This window comes from Latilactobacillus graminis DSM 20719, from assembly GCF_001436415.1.
In the GTDB taxonomy this organism is placed as follows: domain Bacteria; phylum Bacillota; class Bacilli; order Lactobacillales; family Lactobacillaceae; genus Latilactobacillus; species Latilactobacillus graminis.
Genome location: NZ_AYZB01000020.1, coordinates 12,621 through 32,394, shown reverse-complemented (window position 1 = coordinate 32,394; position 19,774 = coordinate 12,621). Strand labels below are relative to the sequence as shown.

The following is a 19,774-nucleotide window of genomic DNA, read 5'->3' as shown; positions in this document are numbered from 1 at the left end:
CCTACAAGTTTACCACTATTTTCACAAGAGTGCGACTCTCAGCACTAATCTGTGTCAATTTAATCATCCACTTTGTGATGATTGGCCCAGGTATAAGCCAGCGGCCGCAACCATAATGCCTAACCCATAGGTTAATAGTAGATAACCGAAAAAAATATGATACCGTCGACGCAACCATAACTGGCTCAGTTCATGATTGAATGTTGAAAAGGTCGTATAACCTCCCATGATGCCAACGCCCCAAAAGAGCATCTCTGGTTGGTGCAATTCAACGCCGGTCACCCAGCCTAAGCAAAAGCTCCCAGTTAGATTAATTAAAAAAGTAATTAATGGATACTCGCTGACAATGCGCGGCCCGAGCCGCGTTAATTGATAGCGTATAATCGCGCCAATTGCGGCACCCAAACCAACTAGTAATAAGTTCATCATTTATGCCCCTGCGACTTTCCGGATCGATCGAGCCACCAGACTGCCCAATAATCAGCTATTAGACTTAAACCGACGCCACCTATTAAGCTGATGCCGACATAAAGACTGGCAGCCAGCCACTGATTAGTTTGTAATAATCGTAAGGTATCAACACTGAAACTCGAAAATGTAGTAAAGGCACCCAAAAATCCGGTCCCGATGGCTAACGTATAGGTAGCATTAATCCGATTACGGACTACACAGTAGCGTAATAAAAAAGATAGCCCAAATGCGCCAATTAAATTTACACATAAAGTCCCATAAGGAAAGGTTGCTACCTGGTGAAACCCTAAGCCGATTACATAGCGTAAAATACCACCCCAAAAAGCAAAAATACCGACTGCTAGACTTGTTTTCAGTTTCATCCTGAGCCCCCCTTTTTTAATATCGTAGCATCTATTTTACATAAGTTGTGCACAATTGTAAATCACCTGACAATCATCAACCAGCCTTTGACATGCTTTAGTTGATTAGTGTATGCTCTACACAACTTAATTGTGTCTTGAAAGGATCTTTTTTATGACTAGCTTAGCACTTGTAATTGTCCTCTTAGCGGCGTTGATGACCCCGTTATTGATGGCAAAATTCAAAATTTCTTATCTCCCAACCGCAGTCGCCGAAATTTTGGTCGGCATTTTGCTCGGCCAAAGCGGACTTCACCTAATCACGACCACCCCCACTTTGACGGGTCTTTCATCATTAGGGGTCACCGTTCTTATTTTCTTAAGTGGCATGGAAATCGACTTCGATCTGTTTAAAAAGCAACCAACCACGACTAAATCGGGGGCTAAATTACCGTTAACTCCTCTACAACTGGCAATTGGTAGTTTTACGCTCATCTTATTAAGCTCATTAGGCCTTGCTAGTTTGTTAGCTTGGAGCGGTTTGTTTACCGATATCGCGCTAGCCACGATTCTCTTTTCAACGATTGCACTCGGAGTCGTCATTGCGGCGTTAAAGGAAAAAGAATTGCTCAGCCAACCTCTCGGCCAAACCATTCTCCTTATTGCCGTCCTCGGCGAAATTGTTCCCTTAATTGCCCTTACGATTTATGCAGGCTTAAATAGCCCGGGAGCGCAGAGTCTCTGGTGGTTATCATTAATTTTTCTAGCCGCAATTTTCCTTTTGATGCGCTTCAAAATGGTCTATCACTTCTTTGAACGAATCGATAAATCAACGACCCAACTCGATATTCGCTTAGCGTTTTTCCTCATCATTACGTTGGTATCAATTGCCGAAAAAGTCGGCGCGGAAAGTATTCTGGGCGCCTTTTTAGCTGGCATGGTCATGAAACTTCTACGTCCCCGCGAAGAAACGCAGGATAAATTAACGTCAATGGGCTACGGCTTTTTCATCCCTATTTTCTTCATCATGACTGGTGCCAAACTTAACCTTCCCGGCCTGTTACGTGATCCCAAATCGTTAACCTTGATTCCCTTTTTCTTGATCAGCTTTATGGGTGCTAAGGCCTTAATTTACTTCATTTTAAACCGGCGCTTCAAAAATACGAATGCGCTAGCCGGCACCTTCCTCAGTTCAACGACGATTACGTTGGTCTTGCCAATTTTAACCGTGGGATTAAACTTGAAAGTCATTAACACCCAACAAGCTGGAGCCTTCACGATTGCAGCTGTCATTAGTTGTATTATCGGACCAATTCTGTTCAATCGTTACTACCTGCCAACGCCTGAAGACTTACCACGCAAGCGCGTCAACTTCATCGGTGCCAACATTATGACGATTCCAATTGCCCAACAATTGTCAAAGGGCCTTTATACCAGTCAACTATTCACCAATAACCAACAAAATTACCAAATCTACCACAGCCAGGCCAAACTTGAATTACTCCCTGATTTGACCCCGGCCACCTTAAAGACCGCCGCTATTTTTGATACTGATATCCTGGTCTTAGGCTATTTAAACAACGCCCAAAATTACCAACTCGCGCAACAAGCCATTCAAGCCAAAGTACCGCGGATTATTGCGCGGTTTGAATCTAAGCATATTTCAGACGACCAATACGATGACCTCAAGGAGCACGGTGTTGAAATTTTCAATACTTACGAGGCCAATATCAGTCTATTACGTAGCTTAATCGAAACCCCCTCGACATTACAAATTATTGATAATACCGATGCTGGGCTCTTTGAAGTTACTGTTAAAAATCGGCGTTTCACTGGCATTCAACTCTCTAATCTACCCTTTGTCGATCAGGTCACAATCAGTCGCATTTATCGTGAGAAACAATTGATTATGCCACACGGAGATACCCAAATCCACCTAAACGATCATCTCATCTTAACCGGTAATAAACAAGCGGTCCCAGCAATTCGCCGGCAATTAGAAACCCTCAACTAAATCATGTTACCGCTCGCACATTTTCTCTAATAGGCTTATAATATAATTATCATAATTAAAGGATGGTGCAGATATGAAACAAGGAACAACGATCCTCACTTTGGATAATGGTTACCATTTATGGACCAACACGCAAGGAACAGGCGATATTCATTTACTCTGCTTACACGGCGGCCCTGGTGGCAATCATGAATATTGGGAAAATTTTGGCCAAGAATTAGCTGACTTGGGTGTGCAAGTCCATATGTATGACCAACTTGGTTCATTTTATTCTGATCAACCTGATTATTCACAACCAGGTAACGACCAATTGCTAACCTATGATTACTTCTTAGATGAAGTTGAAGAAGTTCGGCAAAAACTGGGCATCGATAACTTCTATTTAATCGGTCAATCATGGGGTGGCGCATTAGTTCAAATGTACGCTGCTAAATACGGCCAACATTTAAAGGGTGCCATTATCTCAAGCATGGTCGATGAAATCGATGAATATGTCACAAACATCAACAAAATTCGCGAAACTATCATGACCCCTGAACAATTAAAATTCATGCAAGCCTGTGAAGCTAAAAATGATTACGACAACGATGAATACCAAGCACTTGTCGACAAGTTAAACACCGGTTATGTTGATCGTAAACAACCACTGGTCATTTCACATCTGATTCCAACAATGGCCACCGACGTTTACGGTGTCTTCCAAGGTGATAACGAATTCGTTGTGACTGGTAAATTAAAGGATTGGCATTTCCGGGACCAACTCCACAAAATTACGGTTCCGACATTAATCACATTTGGTGAACATGAAACCATGCCAATCGCTACTGCTAAGATTATGGCTGAAAAGATTCCGCATGCACGTTTGGTCACAACCCCCAATGGTGGCCACCATCATATGATTGATAACGCGCCCGTTTACTTCGATCATTTGAAGACGTTCATTAAAGACGTTGAAAATAACCAATTTAACGACTAATTTCAAAAGCCGCGGACAAATTAAAAAATTTGTCCGCGGCTTTTTACGATTGGCTTAAACCTGAATGAAAATCCACTTGGTCGAGCCTCTCGAAGATATAACGTGTTTGTTCAAATAAAGGGGTCAGCTCAGCATACTCGTCATCTTTAATTTGTTTAAAAAATAAATAAAAATCAACTTCCAATTGGTTAACTATCCGCAATCCCTTTGTATTCAACGTAATAAATACCTTCCGTTGATCGCTTTCATCACTGCGATTTTTAACCAGTAAGTGTTTTTTAAATAAAACATTAACTTTGCGCGCAATCGCTGGTCCTGAAAGATTAAAGCACTCCGATAATTTCGTCATTTCAATATTCGGATTTAATTTAATCGTTCTGAGAATCAAAAATTGATCGTAATTCAAATCATCAGTGCCCGTCAAATGATTAATCTGATTGTAAATTTGGCCAATTTGCAGATACCATTCGTTGAATCGATCAACAAGGATATTATCCGTTTCTAGTTGCATTTAACTACTCCTTTACATTAACACCAACTATGGTTATTCGTATTATTAGGCAAAAAGCTTGCAAACTATCACTTATAGTATAAATATTAACAAACCTATCTATTAATTACCACAAACATCTCCCAACTGCCATGAAAACATGATTTATGCTAGAATGAAATTATCAAAAAGTTATTTTTGGAGGTCCCCATATGAAACGAATCACACTCTATTTAGTCCGTCACGGCCAAACTTTTTTTAACCGCTATAACCGCATGCAAGGTTGGTCAGACTCGCCACTTACGCCTAAAGGTATTGCTGATGCAAATCGAGCGGGTCAAGCCTTAGCAAAAGTAAATTTTGCCCAAGCCTATTCAAGTGATCGTAGTCGCGCGATGGATACTGCTAAGATTATTCTCCATAAAAACTTCTATCTTGATACACCTTATTCAATCACCCCCCACTTTCGTGAAGAATTCTATGGCTATTTTGAAGGTGAAGATTCACCCAAAGCTTGGTATATGGCTGGTGCTAGTCACGATGCCAAAACTTTTCAAGAAATCATCACGAACTACTCACTGGATGCTTCTAAAGATTTCATGAAGGCCGCTGATCCATTCCATGATGCCGAAGATGCGGCTGAATATTGGTCCCGGGTAGGTAAGGGCTTTAAACAGCTCCGAGCCGAATGTTCAGATGGTGATAAGGTCTTGTTGGTTAGCCACGGCACAACCATTCGCAGTATTGTGGGGAAATTTGGACACGGGCAATTTGATGTAACTGTCAGTCCCATGAATGGCAGTATTAGTAAAGTACTCTTAACCGATACAGACGTGACCGTTGAAAGTTACAATCAATTAACACTTTAACAGGTACTACCCCCAATACTGAAAAAGGGCCACGACAATTGTCGTGGCCCTTTTAATGCGCACAGATAGCGCAACTGACTTTATTAATCTCCTAGTTGCCAAGTGTATTGACCTATTGCGTAACCGTTTTTAGTACGATTCCTTGATACAACCAGGTCGTCACCCAATAATACCCGACATAGAGAATCATGAAAATAGTAAATGGTAACCAAAGATTCTGATAAGGGTTGAGCATGATTTGTTTGAAAAGTTGTAATCCAAATAAAACGTGAATGCTACCGACAATTCCTGGTAAGCAGAATAAAACACCAATTTCCTTAGCAATCGATTGTTTCAACAAACTGCGCCGGGTCCCAATTTTAGCCAACATCGTATAGCGTTTAACGTCACTAGCAGCACCGGATAGAATTTTGAACATCAGACAACTAGCTAACATGGCTAAAAATGCAATTCCGAGGAAAAAGCCCATGAATTCAAGCCCACTGAACATCCCATTGGCCATCTGGTAGTTAACATACTTACTACCATCCATGAGAGCCCCCTGTCCTTTAGCCAATTCCGGGTTGGCAATCACTTGTTGCGTGTGGATTTTCTTGATCACAGATAAGTTAGCCATGAAGTCTTTAACGCGGTAGGTTTTAATTGGGATTGTGCCTGATGCAATTTGGCTAAATTCAGCGTCTGTGACCACTTTGACATCTTTGCTGAATTGACTTGGGACTTGAATTGCTTGCAATGCCGCGACATTCCCTTTTTGTAGTGTCTTAAGTTGCACCGGTTTAATCCCTTTAGCGCGATCATTACTATATTGAACGGCCATAATGGGGTTCTTTTTAAGTTGCGTCGCCCGGTAATAAACTGTTTGGGCATCTTCTTTAACATCGTAATTGGCTGTTGCTTTGACACCGGTTAAATTTTTAGCTAATTGGCGTGCTTGGGGGTTAGGTTGGTTTAAAACAACATCATAAGGGGCCATCGTTTTAGCCATCGCTGGAATTTCACTTTGATAGCCAATGCCCACGGTGATGGCTCCCAGTGCCAGTGCGAACAACATTGCCACTAATGCCAGCATCTTCGTGTAGTCTTTAATCCGAAACCGTAATTGTGCTAAAGTAAAATTATTCAAACCCCGATTACGGATATACTGATTGCCTTTGAGTAACCGCAGCATCCAGCCGAAAAAGGCGTTAAATAAAAAATAAGTTCCCAAAACAATTGTTACTAAAGCAACCACTAGACCGGCAATCTGATATGTGGCTACGTTAATTAGCATTGTGTAGCCTATTGTCAGAAAAATTAAGCTCAGAACAATTTGAACCAGCTGGCCTAATTTATTTTGTGACACGTGATTGGGTTGCTGATCATTGTGTAACAGTTGTAAGACTGGTGTTTTTAAAAGTTGATATTGATTAACCCCAGCAGCCATCACGAACAAAACCATAAAAAACACCACAGTCACGATTACTGCAGGTAAATAAAACGGTGAGAATTGCTTAACTTGAATATCCATTTGGGATAATAATAAGTTGCTGATAATTCGTGTCAAACCAATGCCCAACACTGTCCCAACCAAGGTTGCGGCCATCCCAATAACGAGGGTTTCAGCAGCAATTAATTGGGCAATCTTCCGCCCCTTGGCCCCCAACATCATGAACATTCCATAATCACGACGACGCATACTCATTAAGAAATTATTCGCATAAATTATATATACCAGCGTAATAATCCCTAATAAGACCGAGCCAATTTGAAAAATAATACTAGCCATTCTGATCGGTGAGTTACTTGAAACGAAGCTTTTGTTCGTCGCCAAGGCTTCAAACATATAAAAAATCGCACTGGCCATAATCAGCCCAGAAAATAATACTATATAGTCTTTTAATCGTCCTTTAATGCCGGTTAATGATAACTTCAACAACATAAATGATCTGCCCCCTAATGATTAAATGTGCCTAATGTATCTAAAATTTCTTGATAAAAGGCTTTGCGTGGCCGATCACCACGGACCAGTTCTTGGCCGATTTGACCATCTTTAATAAAGAGAATTCGTTGGCAATAACTCGCTGAAAACGGATCGTGGGTCACTAATAAGATTGAAACCCGTTGTTGTTCGTTGAGTTGTGCCATCGTATCTAGCAATTCTTTAGCACTCTTAGAATCAAGCGCACCAGTTGGCTCATCACCAAACAAAATGGCTGGTTTGTGTACTAGCGCTCGTGCTGCAGCGACCCGCTGCTTTTGCCCACCTGATAATTCAGTCGGGTATTTATTTAATAAACGATCAATTGAGAGGGTCTTGGCAATTGATGTGACAAAATCCTGAACTTGTTTACCGCCAACGTTTTGCAAGGTCAATGGCAACGCCATATTTTCATAAGCGGTTAAGTTTTCTAATAAATTGAAATCTTGAAACATGAAGCCAATTTCCTTAGCCCGAAAATCGGCTAACTGGTTACCCTTCAGGCCGTTAATTGCTTGCCCATTAATTTCAACTTGGCCGGCAGTCGGCTTGTCTAGAGTTGATAAAATATTCAATAAAGTGGTTTTCCCTGAACCTGAAGCACCCATGATGCCGACAAATTCTCCTTGTTTGACATCAAAAGTAATGCCTTTTAAGGCCGTATATTGCTTTTCATTGGGTTTACCGTATGTTTTTTGAACGTCTTTGATGCTAACGACTGTTGGTGTGTCCATTAATATTACCTCCAAATTTCATGATACTGCTTATCTTACCGAATATTCTCCAAGACCGCCCGCTTTTTAGATGACATTTTCTGGTAGTTAAATAACAATTTTGTAAGCTGATGCACCCATTTTTTAAAAACTAATGTGAATTGCTCAAAAAGTTTTGTCTTCCGTTTCTGATTTGACTATAATAAAAATATTGTGAATTTTCAGAAAAGGGGTTTCTTTACGATGGATGAAATTGAACCAAAAAAGAAATATATCACGTGGCAAGTCCTTGCTTTAATGGACTTTGTCACCGTCATTGGCTTTGACGATATTATTTATAATTTTCAAAACCAAGGAATGGCAGTTGTCTTTTCATGGATTGTCTTACTTTTCACCTATGTCTTACCTTATGAATTAATGGTTGGCCACTTAGGCTCTGCGTTTAGCAAGGACGGCGGCGGTTTATCCAGTTGGATGCGGCATACCAGCGGAGATGTTTGGGGTTACTTAACCGCTTGGTGTTACTGGGTGGCTAGTCTACCATACTTAGTCGATGTGGCCAATTCAATGGTCGTATCGTTCTTTTGGATTATTACTGGTAACGGTAATTTAGAAGATAAGCTCTCACGGGCTTCGTTTGCGCTACTCACAGCGGCCATCACGATCCTCTTCATCTTCTTCCAGCACAAGTTTACATCATCGCTACAGGTCCTTAGTATCGTTGGTGGGGGCGCCATGTTTATCATGACCATTTTATTTGTGATTATGACTTTTGTCGGCTTACTCAATGGCGGCCACATTGCAACTCACCCATTAAATCTGCATACTTTTATTCCACATTTTAACTTACATTATTTCTCAACCATTGGATTACTGATTTTCGCCATGAACGGTGCCGAACTGGTGGCGCCTTATGTTGGTCAAATGAAAGACGGTAAAAAAGATTTTCCCAAAGCAATGATGGCACTTGCTCTGATGACCGCCTTTTTAACCATCTTTGGTTCATTGGCTATTGGGGTCTTCTTTGATGCCAACCACTTACCAGCCGATTTGAAGATGAACGGTTCCTACTACGCCTTCTTAGCACTTGGTCAACAATTCCACATGGGAAAGATCTTACTGTACATCTTCGCGGTCACTCAAGCAATCTACATGGGTGCTCAATTAGCCATGCTACTCGATGGCGGTACGCGGATTTTTCTATCCGACACAGCCAAACAGTTCTTACCCAAAGCACTAACTAAAACAAACAAACAAGGGCTCCCAATCAATGGTTATTGGTTAACAACCGGTATTTGTACTTTCGTGTTAGCTTCCAGTGCTTTTCTTCCCGAAATTAATGATATTTTTAATTGGCTGTTGAACATTAACGGTATTGTATCACCATTTGTAACGTGCTTTATCTTCGTTGCCTTTTTAAGAGTCCGTTTCAATAGCGAAAAATTCCCATCAACCTACACATACATTAAAAATAAACCATGGGCAATCATTGTTGGCTTCTGGTGTTTAGCCATCACGGCTTTAGGAACGATTTTTAGTATCTTTCCACAAGATGCCACACCAGGGACTGCAAAATATACCCACGAGTTAATCTTAAATATCGTCGTCTCAGCCGCTTTAATGGGTCTCGGCGTGATTTTACCATTAATTGCGAAATACCAACGAAAACATGCAATCTAAACAAAAAAGATTCGCTCCGATTTGGAGCGAATCTTTTTTATTACCTTATCGACCGTCCTAACTCAATAGGATGCTATTTTACCAATCTAATAGCCCACTATCTCAGGATAAGTACGCCGAAAATCCTCCATTGCGCCAATTAAATTTGCATCATTATAGTACTGACACGTCCGAATTAATGGCATAAAGGGTGCAATATCAACTTGATCTAATATTTTTTCTAAAGCCTTCTTAATATTGGGGATTAGAAAATCAGCTTTTGAAATCCCGCCCCCTAAAATAATGACTTCTGGATCAAAACTATATTGCAAATTATAAATTGCCTGAGCAAGACTCATATATAACAAGTCCGCCTCCTTTTGCGCCAATAAATCACCTTGGTTAGCTAATTCAAAAACTTCTTGCCCTGAAAAATTCGTCTGGGCAGCTTGATTATAACGCTCAGCCATGTGCACCGCAGTCCCGACTTCACTTAAAATACGACCATCATTCATTAGCATATACCCGAATTCACCGCCGAACAAATGGCGGCCGTGTTGAACTTGTCCATTAATAATCACTGAACCGCCGACCCCAGTTCCAATCACCATTAACAATACATTTTGGAGTCCTTGAGCCGCGCCACTACCGACTTCTGCTAAAGCCGCGCAATTAGCATCATTTTCCATTGCCACAGGTAATCCAAATCGCGTTTCAAGTTCATCGTGGATCTCAAAGTGGTGAATATATGGTAACGCGCTGGCACCTTCAATAATCCCGGTTGCTTTATTGACCGCGCCTGGTGTACTCATGGCCACGCCAACCACCCGATCATGTATCTTAAAATTTTCCACAATTTGGGTTAAGACCGCATAATAAGCGGCCAGTGATTTCGGTGTAACAACCGTCCCAGTCTTGATTAATTGCTGTTCGGTACCATCCCACAAGCCATATTTTATCGTTGTCCCTCCTACATCAAGCAATGCTAAATTCTTCATTCTAAATTCCCCCAAGTAATTCTTGTTCATATTTAACAACCGCTTTCATTTTACCATAAGATCATCCCCTACAGCACGCCCTTTGGCTTTTAACGGCTTTCATGGTACACTTAATCCATCAAATGGGGGACTATCAAAGGTGTATCACAACGTGGCAACTGTTGGTTTAACCGCAATCACAATTGAATAAACATATCGCTATTTCCTGGTAATTTCTGCTGGCATTTGCTTTTTAAAATTAATTTAATTATGGGCTGTGACAAAGAAATATTTTTTTGCGCCAACCCTTTTTGATTAAACATGGCCCTCAAAGAAAACGTCAAGATCGGATTAAAAATTGTCCGAACTAGTATCTAAAGGAGTTCTTATGGAAGAAACTTATCAACAACCTAAAAAGGTTTTACTAACCGGCGTTAGTCAACACCAAACTAATTTTGATTATACAATGCGTGAATTAGGGGAACTGGCCCGTGCTGATAATATGGTAGTCGTTGGCGACGTTCGTCAGAATATCGATCAAGCCAACCACGCCACTTATTTTGGCAAAGGAAAAGTACAAGAAATTAAAGAACAGGCCACACAAGAAGATGCTGATCTGATTTTGATCAACGATGAGCTCTCCCCTTCCCAAATTCGCAATTTAGAAAAGGAACTCGGTATGCGTATCCTTGATCGGACACAGTTAATCCTAGAAATCTTCGCTTCACGCGCTAAGACCAAGGAAGCTCAATTGCAAGTGGCTATCGCTGAAGCTAAGTACCAATTACCACGCTTACACCCGTCCGAAAATAAACTCGATCAACAAGGTGGTGGGGGCACCGCTAATCGTGGTGCTGGTGAAACTCAACTAGAATTAGACCGGCGACTCATTGAAAAGCGAATTACTAAACTTAAAAGCGAACTCGCCAAAATCGACCAACAGCAACTTGTCCAACGTCGGCAACGCGCTAAAAACGCGATTCCGGTAGTGGCCCTAGTTGGGTACACGAATGCTGGTAAATCAACCACAATGAATCGTATTTTGCAGCGGCTTAATCCCGATACACCAGAAAAACAAGTCTTTGAAAAAGATATGCTCTTTGCAACTTTGGATACTAGCGTCCGGGAAATCGTGCTATCCAACCAGCAAAAATTCTTACTGAGTGATACGGTTGGCTTTGTTACAAAACTCCCACATCACTTGGTTCAAGCCTTTAAATCAACTTTATCCGAAGCGGCGAATGCCGATCTTTTAATCCACGTTGTCGACTATTCTGATCCGAATTACTTGGATATGATGCAAACAACCCAAGAAACTCTTGCTTCACTCAATATTAAGGATATCCCTGTTATCGAAGCCTTTAATAAAGCTGACTTAAAACCAGATACCCACTATCCGGAAATCGATGGTCATCAAATTGTCTACTCCGCGCGCGATGAAGCGGCCATTGATGCGTTAATTGCCCTAATTAGCAAACAACTTTTCGAACAATATCCAACGTTAGACTTCTTAATTCCATATACACAAGGGCAAGCCGTTTCTTACCTCAGTGATCACGCTAGCATTCTAGAACAAAGTTATGTAGAAAACGGCACCTTCATTCGGGCTCAAATCAACCCTCAATTACTGGGACCTGTTAAGCATTATCAGCAAGCAGTGCCAAATTAACTATCAAAAAAAGGGCTACCGACTGTATCGGTAGCCCTTTTTTGTGTCATTCATATTTACGAAAAATTTTATCAGCAGCAGCCTTTACGCGTTCAACATCCCTTGAGTCCAGGGCTGGTACCAAATCCACTGATGCTTGCCGATAACTAGCAGCAATTGCTTGTAAACCGGTCAGGGCCTTTCGACTTAAAATAACATAGCTTTGCGAAACTTCATTATCTTGAACAAATAATAGTAACCCAACGGTCTTCAAGCGTTGCACTGCAGCAGCAGTGATTCCATTTTGAGCTAAGTGCGCTAAATCTGCGGAATGGTTCTTGCTTAATTGCTTAATTTGTTGTAATAAGATCGCATCATCGAAATCAAAACCAATCTCTGCGCATATATTATCCATCTTCTCAAAGTACTGCATACTTGCAATACCTGCATGAATCGTATTTATAATCTCGTTTACTGTTTTTTCTGGCTTTAAATAATAAACTGACATTTTTCCATACCCACTTTGTTAGGAATTCAAACCGTATTCTGATTATCTTCATTTTATCCTATTCTCGCCAGAATAAAATGCGGATATTTTAGTGGGTTTTTAAAAGCGGCGAAAATTAATTTTAAAAAATTATAATTATTATTTATAAGCACTTATGATAAACACTAATTTTTACCCGTATTAGTCATTTTAAACTTAATCGGGTTCTTCAGTACGTCATAACCTTTAGGTGCACTAATTTGAACAAGTTGATAGGCCCCGGGGTTAAGATGCCGAATAATAACGTGACCGCGATCATCACTCATTAAATTATTAATCAATACCTTACCGTTGGCTGATTGCAATTGATATTTTGCCCCAACTAACGGTTGATGCGTATTGCCATCAATTTGATTAACAATCACAGATCCGGCGCGCTGTTCATTGGCGACCGTAACAGCGGTCTCTTGACGGCTATGAACTTTGATAGTTATCGCATAAGTGCGCACCTTATAGGCAGTTGCAGCAGTCGTTTGAATCAGGTGATAGGTCCCCGCCTTTAGATTATCGACAACGGCTCGACCGTTGGTATCAACTAAAATTTGCTGACGCACTACTTTTCCAGTTTGATCTTCCAACATAAAGGTCGCCCCAACCAGCGGTGTTTGCCTTTTCTGATCAACATTGGTAATTCTCAGTGTTCCCAATGCATCCTCTGGAACTGCTTTTTGATCAACGACCGTGACCGCCACCGTTTTTTGATTCATAACGCGTACCTTAAATACTTCCGGATTAAGTTGGTATCCGTCTGGGGCCTTAATTTCTTGAATCGTATAATCACCAACTACCAACTCATTCAGCTTAATTCGCCCAGCAAGATTACTTTGATATTGTCCAATGAGCTTACCTTGTTTGTCACGGACAACAAACGTCGCATCTGCTAAAGGCTTACCGTTTGGAGCTGTTTTATTAATAATCAATTGTCCAGTTTGTGGTGCATCTTGAATGGTCATTGATGTCAGTGATTGTCCATCTTTTAATATTACTTGGTGCTCTAGACTGTCTAACCGATAGCCAGCGGGGGCCTTAATTTCACGCACTGCATATCGCCCAGCTTCAAGCTGACCGACTTCAGCGATGCCGGCTTTATCAGTCACCACCTCGCTTGTTTTTCCAGTTTGTAGTGACTTAACATGAAAGACGGCCCCGGCTAATTTTTTATCATGCAAATCTGTTTTATGGATTTGTAACGTCTGGGGATGTTTTGCGGCGGCGGCGACCACACTTAGTTGATTGTGACCAGCTTGATTAACCGTCATTGAATACACTGTCGTATTTAACTGGTAACCAACTGGGACGCTGACCATCTGAATCCGATATTGGCCAGTAACCGCCTTAGGCAAAACAGCTGATCCATGCTGATCGGTGGTAATTTCCCACGATGTCTGACCTTGATCGTCTGGCAAGTCTGTCCATAATTTAAAGACGGCCCCCGCAATCACACCGCCTTGATCATCTTGAGCATTAATTACAATTGGATTGGTCGCATTAACCGTTTGTCGGTGATCGACAAAGACTGCCATATAGTCACTACTTGCCTGAGTACCAACTTGAATAGTTTGGGGCGTCTGATCTAATTCATAACCAGTCGGTGCTTGCGTTTCTTGCACCGTATATTGACCCGCGTGTAACTCTGAAAAGTCCGCAGTCCCATTTTGAGTTATTTTAGTTGCAACTTCGCGACCCGCTTCATTTAATAATTTGAATTGGGCCCCATTCAATGGTCGGCCTTGCTGACTAACTTTACGAACGATTAGTCGATTAGCGGTACTAGGTCTTGTCTGCTGATTCTGAACCGTAAACTGGTTATAACTGACTCCTCCTGGCTGGATAACCCCAGCATGGGTCGTTTGGTCAACATCATTGCCAGCTGTAGTGGTCACTTGTTGATAAGTGAAAGCGCCGGTTGGGAGCCCCGACAGCACCGTCTGACCCAATCGATCTGTTTGAGCCGTCATAAAAGTTTGCCGTCCCTGATCGTCCGGATTCGTCGTCCGCACAAGGAAGCTGGCTCCACGCAACGGTGCACCAGTTTCGGCATCCTTGACGACAAACTGCACATCACTTAGTTGTCGATGGAATTGCCAATCAAGTTGATTAGCCTGATTATTCGTCACATCGATGGTTTTCGAGGTGCTCTGATTTTCATATCCAACTGGTTGATTTACCTGTTGAATTTCATATTTGCCAAGCGGTACATTGTCAAACCTTGCTACACCAGCATTATCAACCAATACTGTTTGTTCATATGATTCATTTGAATTAATTAATTTAATTTTAAATTGGACACCGGTAACTATATTGTCTTGCATATCGGTCGCATTCACGATTAACGAGTGTTGCTGATCAGTCCGTTTAATTTGATGCGTAAAAACCACATCTGGATAACGCTCATTGGACACATCAACGACTTGTTGTCCCTGGAGTAATTGATAACCACTTGGAACTTTAGTCTCCTTGACCGTATATTGCCCGCTACTTAACCCAACAAGATCAACAATCCCATCTTGATTAGTATTCACCGTTTGTTGCTGACTACCATCTAAGGCTGCAATTTGATACTGAACATGGGCAATTGCCCGCCCGGATTCAGAAATACTTCGAATCCGAAAAGCCCCATTAGCGGTTGCTTGCCGATGAGCCGTTATGGAAATTCGCTTCGTTTGATCGCTAGCGACGGTCACTGATTGTTGTTGATCATCGTCGATTGCATAGCCAGGTATCATCGCTTTAATCGCTAAATGATATTGCCCAGCAGCCATATTAGTCCAAATCGCTTCTCCATCAGCATTGGTCGTCGCAACTTGGCTGTGACCAGTATCCTCAACAGGCGTTAAACTAATTTTAGCATCCGCTAAACCAGCCTGTGTCTGTGCATCGACGAGTTTAATTATGATATTACCGGTTGATTGCCGATGATTAAATAAAATCTCCTCAGCAATATTCAGATTACTTTCTAAATCAAATGATGGCAACTGGTCTGATACTGTATAGTTCTTCGGTGCTGATTGAACCCCAATCGTATAACGACTAGCAGCTAAGCTAAGAATCGTCCGCCCGCCAGCATCAGTTGGAGCGAATTGATAGACTGCCCCACTTGCTTTGTCAGTAGCGGTAAAAATTACGCCTGGAACTGGATTTCCACTTGACGTCCGGGCCATAAGACTAATCGTTCCATCAACTACTTCTGAATAGTAAATGGCAATTTCATGTTGGGTATCAGTTACCTCAACAATCAGGCCCGCTTTTTCACCAACTAAGCGAAAACCAATTGGATTTTCGACAGTACTAATTTTATAAACCCCAACATCGATATGATTAACTCGTAATCCAGTTTGATTATCAATAATGTGATTAAAAAGGCCTTCATCATTAGCAGTCAATAAATATGATTTTTGCGTATCGGTCGTTGAAGTTAGATTAATTTTAGCGTTGGGGACTGTCTTAGTGTGATCTCGACTTTCCAGACCACGAATAATTATGTTGGGGGTTGATGTCTTTACTCGATTAGTATTAGTGGTAGCAAAAACTGATGTATTCAAATTCCCCATGAGTAAGCCAAGCAGTGTCACTAATAATGTTAGCCGATATAGTATGTGTTTTGTTTTCAGCACTTCTTAACCCCTTCATTCCTAATTACTTTAATTCTCATTTAGCGTACAGCAAACAAACTACGACCCGCTAATTCGCCAAAAACAACGCCAACTTGTGTTGCGGCGCCGCCACCGCCTGGAGCAGGGTTTCCTGAACTACTTTGGAATGCCACAATATCTTTTTCAACTTGTGCATCGTGTTTCTGATGTTTATGTTTAGTATCTTGGGCTGTCACACCACCTACATCATTCGGCAGACCTGGGGCTGATTGTCCAACCGTTTGATCCTTAGGCGCGCGCGCTGGCTGTTTATCCGTGATTGTCGGTTGCGTTGCAACTACCAACGATGCTGTCTTCTGATTAGGTGTTGTTTGTAATAAATCAGCTAAGGGCACACTAAAGACAGGTGTCTGATTAGCCTGAATATTCAAATCACCTAGTTTGCTTGCTGGTTGTTGATTATGACTAGTAGTTGGGTCTTCGCTTGTTCCCGGTTTTTCCGTATCAGTACTTGGTCCAGGATCCGGTTTCCCATTTGGATCTGGATCTGGTGTAGTCGTCTTCGTTGGATAATTTTTAACCGTAATATTAATTTCATCGCCCGTGATAGACTCATCGGCTGCTTTTTTATCCACTTCAACGGTTGCTGCTGTGACCTTTTGTACCTGTTGTACGAGAAAAACTTGTGAAAAACGATAGACGCTTAAGCTTAAAAATGTTATCGAAAGCAAAGCTTTACCTGTTTTCATAATTTCTCCTTTTTAATTGAAACAATAACATCCCCAAATTGTTGCCAATTAAAGACTGTCGGCGGGTTCTTCCAAATCAATTGCTTACAGGTCAAATCACCTGAATAAAAATCTGATAGATATAAATCCGTGTTATCTTGAATGGTCGACTGTACCTCAATATTTAAATTATTAAAATAGTTTACCATCTTTTGCATATATTGATTATATAGCTTTCCTTGCGAAAAATCTACGCAGACCCGTACGCGATCTTTTAGTATTTCAAGTGGGATATCTTCGATACATGCAAACATATAATCATAGTAAATACTAGCTTGCTTCCGCCACTCTAATTTATGTTTATTTTTGTCCATTACTTGTTGAATAATGATGTGAAAAAGCGGATTCGATTCTGCAAAATAATTCAATTGATTCTCATCAATAAAAGTGGTTGGTTCAGTATAAAATGTTAGTTGTTTCGTATGAATTTGATTCAAATCCTGTGCCAATCGCTGCAGTGCCACTGAAAATTGTTTAGTTTGACCAACGTCAGCGGCCAATACAACATTAACTTGTTCAATAAATCGTTGGGTTAATCGCTTAACCGTCGTTTGTAGTTGGCCTGCTAACCAATCAACTTCAAAATCCACGAATCCTTCTGAGAATAAGAAAGTCAATAAAGCTTCAATTTCAAATTCACTGGACATATTTAAGCGATAATCAGTGGTAATGATTGCCGTAACGGCATTCCACAGTGTGGTTTGAGTCTCTTTAAAGCCAGCGGTTAATAAATGATCCGTCAAATAATCTTTCCCGCGCATCCGAATGTACTGAATCTTAATATAAATTTCTAATTTTTTATCCGTCGTCGGTAACCGTGAAATATCTAAATCTGTACTCAACCGATCCATCACTTGATTCGCAATGGTCTGCACTGTATCAAACGGTCTTTCGATCCCATTAAAATAACTATAATAGATTTCAAATACAAACTGGCGAATCACGATTTCTGATCCGACTAACCGATTTTTCTTAAATTTTAAATTGAATTGTTCCACAATAGCCGTTAATTCTTTTTTTAATTCATAAAACTTTGTAGTCCCGATAAATAAAGCCTCACAAAAATCGGCTGTTTCATTTTTTTCTGGATGAAGTAAGCTAAATTCTAACATCTTGAATAGATTTGACTGCTTTAAATAATCCAAGCGAATCTTACGTACGATTCCTTCATTGATATTTTGACTCTCAAATACCCCATCGCCATTGACTTTTAAATGACTATCCGGACTGATGATCGCTAAATCGGCGTTGATTCCTTCCACGTATTGTGTGATTTTAAACTTTGAAATTCCCAATAATTTCATCGCTTTGCTAACTGTTAAATAATAATTGCCATTATCGGCTATCAACTCTAGTAAATAATATTGGTAACGATAATTGACATCTAAAAATTCATTATGAATTTCCACCTATTTCCCCCCACTAACTACTTTGTTCGTTCTTGGTATGCCATCTGAACTATTAATTGATATGGTTCCTGGCCTTCAACCACGCCATTACGCCCGGCCATTTTCTTCGGGCCACCCGAAATCCACGTGTGGGCCACTGCTAATTGATAATTTTGGACTAAGTCCTCAATTGGCGTTAACCCTACTGTTGTAACTTGGGCTAACGCTTGTTTATCGATGGCGTTCATCCCGCCATAGATTACCCATTGATTGGCTGTTTGCTTCAATTCATAAAACGGTAGTGCAACTTTATTGCCAATTGCATAGATTGGCTGCTGTAATTGTTGGGCCTGGGCATAAATATCATGATCACTCAATCCCGCATAATTTAAGCTAAGATAGCCAGTTGCGACTAATTCATCAACCAATGTTGCCAAGTGTTGCGATTGGTCTGTAGTCATTACTAATTGAGCGGGCAATAGTTTTTGTTCTTCAAACAAGCCCGTCGCTGGTTGGATTTGTGAAATGACTTGTGTTTTAGTATTTGTGCCGGTTAACGGACGTGGGCTGGTTGGATCACCACCCAATGCTTTTTCAACATATGGTGAAATATCGACACTCGCATTCTTCCCCCGGTAGTAAAAATAGAGATTCATGACCGCAAAATAAAGGAGTATTAAAAAAACCAGTAAATTAACAACGCCTCTTCCAATTGCTTGAGCTTTAAAATAGGTCACACTCTTATATAGGAGATAAAAATCACCAATCAAACAGATGATTGAAAAGATCCGATTTTTAACTCGTCCATTAATATTTAAATAACCAAAATAATGGTTAATGATATCTAAAAAAGAAAGCACGTTGATTGTCCTCCTTATTACCCATAAAACGAATACCTACTGGGCAGCAGTCCCATCATTTTCACTGCTTGAAACCACCTTGGCACTGCTACTTGAACTGGCTGAGTGACTATTTGATGTGGTATCGCCAGTTGATGCAGCATCTTGAGGTGTCGATTGATCGTCCTCAGACGTCTGCGACTGTCGGTTGTCATCGATCTGACTCTGACTGGAAACAGTTTGGGCTGACGATGTTTCCTCTGATTCTGATGTAGACTCTGGTTCCGATTCAGAAACTGGTTCTGACTCTGACTGTCGTTCACTATCCGTTGTAGTAGTCGTTGCACTACTACTTGAAACAGACGATGCCGGTTCCGATTTTATATTCTCTACAGGTTTTACCGTATTGGCAACAGCGTTTGTCGCACTCATCGCAATAATCAACGAAATAATAGCGGCTGGTGGGATGATTGGTGGGGTATGATATACCATTTTAATGCT

The 19,774-nt window shown here is 41.0% G+C and carries 17 protein-coding genes; 5 read left to right on the top strand and 12 right to left on the bottom strand.

The window, feature by feature from the left end:
* Positions 1-63: 63 nt before the first annotated feature.
* Both FC90_RS04330 and crcB read right to left on the bottom strand, forming a co-directional pair.
* Positions 64-429: a fluoride efflux transporter FluC gene (locus tag FC90_RS04330; protein WP_226789468.1), complete on the bottom strand. Its 366-nt coding sequence runs from the start codon at positions 427-429 to the stop codon at positions 64-66.
* Positions 426-833: a fluoride efflux transporter CrcB gene (gene crcB, locus FC90_RS04325; RefSeq protein ID WP_057908072.1), complete on the bottom strand. Its 408-nt coding sequence runs from the start codon at positions 831-833 to the stop codon at positions 426-428. The genes FC90_RS04330 and crcB overlap by 4 nt, the downstream gene beginning before the upstream one ends.
* A 154-nt stretch (positions 834-987) precedes the next feature.
* On the opposite strand from crcB, the gene FC90_RS04320 reads away from it, so the two are divergent.
* Positions 988-2,826, top strand: coding sequence for a cation:proton antiporter family protein (locus FC90_RS04320; RefSeq protein WP_057908071.1), 1,839 nt, complete (start codon positions 988-990; stop codon positions 2,824-2,826).
* Positions 2,827-2,899: 73 nt separating this feature from the next.
* A complete protein-coding gene (locus FC90_RS04315; RefSeq protein WP_057908070.1) occupies positions 2,900-3,802 on the top strand; it encodes a proline-specific peptidase family protein in 903 nt (300 codons plus the stop codon).
* 43 nt (positions 3,803-3,845) lie between these two features.
* Here FC90_RS04315 and FC90_RS04310 read toward each other — a convergent pair whose 3' ends face one another.
* A complete protein-coding gene (locus FC90_RS04310) occupies positions 3,846-4,313 on the bottom strand; it encodes a transcriptional regulator, SarA/Rot family (RefSeq protein ID WP_057908069.1) in 468 nt (155 codons plus the stop codon).
* Positions 4,314-4,504: 191 nt separating this feature from the next.
* Here FC90_RS04310 and FC90_RS04305 point away from each other — a divergent pair, with 191 nt between their 5' ends.
* Positions 4,505-5,161: a histidine phosphatase family protein gene (locus FC90_RS04305; RefSeq protein ID WP_057908068.1), complete on the top strand. Its 657-nt coding sequence runs from the start codon at positions 4,505-4,507 to the stop codon at positions 5,159-5,161.
* A 112-nt stretch (positions 5,162-5,273) separates the two neighbouring features.
* On the opposite strand, the gene FC90_RS04300 is transcribed toward FC90_RS04305, so the two are convergent.
* Complete coding sequence (locus FC90_RS04300) at positions 5,274-7,082, bottom strand: FtsX-like permease family protein (protein ID WP_057908067.1); 1,809 nt, start codon at positions 7,080-7,082, stop codon at positions 5,274-5,276.
* 14 nt (positions 7,083-7,096) lie between these two features.
* Positions 7,097-7,855, bottom strand: coding sequence for an ABC transporter ATP-binding protein (locus tag FC90_RS04295; protein ID WP_057908066.1), 759 nt, complete (start codon positions 7,853-7,855; stop codon positions 7,097-7,099).
* A 222-nt stretch (positions 7,856-8,077) separates the two neighbouring features.
* Here FC90_RS04295 and FC90_RS04290 point away from each other — a divergent pair, with 222 nt between their 5' ends.
* Positions 8,078-9,514, top strand: coding sequence for an APC family permease (locus FC90_RS04290; RefSeq protein ID WP_057908065.1), 1,437 nt, complete (start codon positions 8,078-8,080; stop codon positions 9,512-9,514).
* Between the two features lie 86 nt (positions 9,515-9,600).
* Here the strand turns inward: FC90_RS04290 and FC90_RS04285 are convergent, their stop codons facing one another.
* Positions 9,601-10,491, bottom strand: a complete 891-nt coding sequence (locus FC90_RS04285; RefSeq protein ID WP_057908064.1) for an ROK family protein — start codon at positions 10,489-10,491, stop codon at positions 9,601-9,603.
* Positions 10,492-10,858: 367 nt separating this feature from the next.
* Between FC90_RS04285 and hflX the strand changes: the two genes are divergently transcribed.
* Positions 10,859-12,139: a GTPase HflX gene (gene hflX, locus FC90_RS04280; protein ID WP_057908063.1), complete on the top strand. Its 1,281-nt coding sequence runs from the start codon at positions 10,859-10,861 to the stop codon at positions 12,137-12,139.
* Between the two features lie 46 nt (positions 12,140-12,185).
* Here the strand turns inward: hflX and FC90_RS04275 are convergent, their stop codons facing one another.
* The 6 genes from FC90_RS04275 to FC90_RS04250 form a co-directional block, all read right to left on the bottom strand.
* A complete protein-coding gene (locus FC90_RS04275; protein ID WP_057908062.1) occupies positions 12,186-12,626 on the bottom strand; it encodes a hypothetical protein in 441 nt (146 codons plus the stop codon).
* 164 nt (positions 12,627-12,790) lie between these two features.
* Positions 12,791-16,279 carry an MSCRAMM family protein gene (locus FC90_RS04270; protein WP_057908061.1) on the bottom strand — a complete coding sequence of 1,163 codons (3,489 nt, stop codon included), beginning with the start codon at positions 16,277-16,279 and terminating at the stop codon, positions 12,791-12,793.
* A gap of 38 nt (positions 16,280-16,317) precedes the next feature.
* Entirely contained in the window at positions 16,318-17,007 is a 690-nt protein-coding gene (locus FC90_RS04265; RefSeq protein ID WP_057908060.1) for a hypothetical protein, read from the bottom strand.
* The gene (locus tag FC90_RS09465; RefSeq protein WP_151886773.1) at positions 17,004-18,455 is read right to left on the bottom strand and encodes a helix-turn-helix domain-containing protein; all 1,452 of its coding nucleotides are present in this window, start codon (positions 18,453-18,455) and stop codon (positions 17,004-17,006) included. The genes FC90_RS04265 and FC90_RS09465 overlap by 4 nt, the downstream gene beginning before the upstream one ends.
* A 17-nt stretch (positions 18,456-18,472) precedes the next feature.
* A complete protein-coding gene (locus tag FC90_RS04255) occupies positions 18,473-19,294 on the bottom strand; it encodes a DUF6681 family protein (RefSeq protein ID WP_057908059.1) in 822 nt (273 codons plus the stop codon).
* A 36-nt stretch (positions 19,295-19,330) separates the two neighbouring features.
* Positions 19,331-19,765, bottom strand: coding sequence for a hypothetical protein (locus FC90_RS04250; protein ID WP_057908058.1), 435 nt, complete (start codon positions 19,763-19,765; stop codon positions 19,331-19,333).
* Positions 19,766-19,774: the final 9 nt, after the last annotated feature.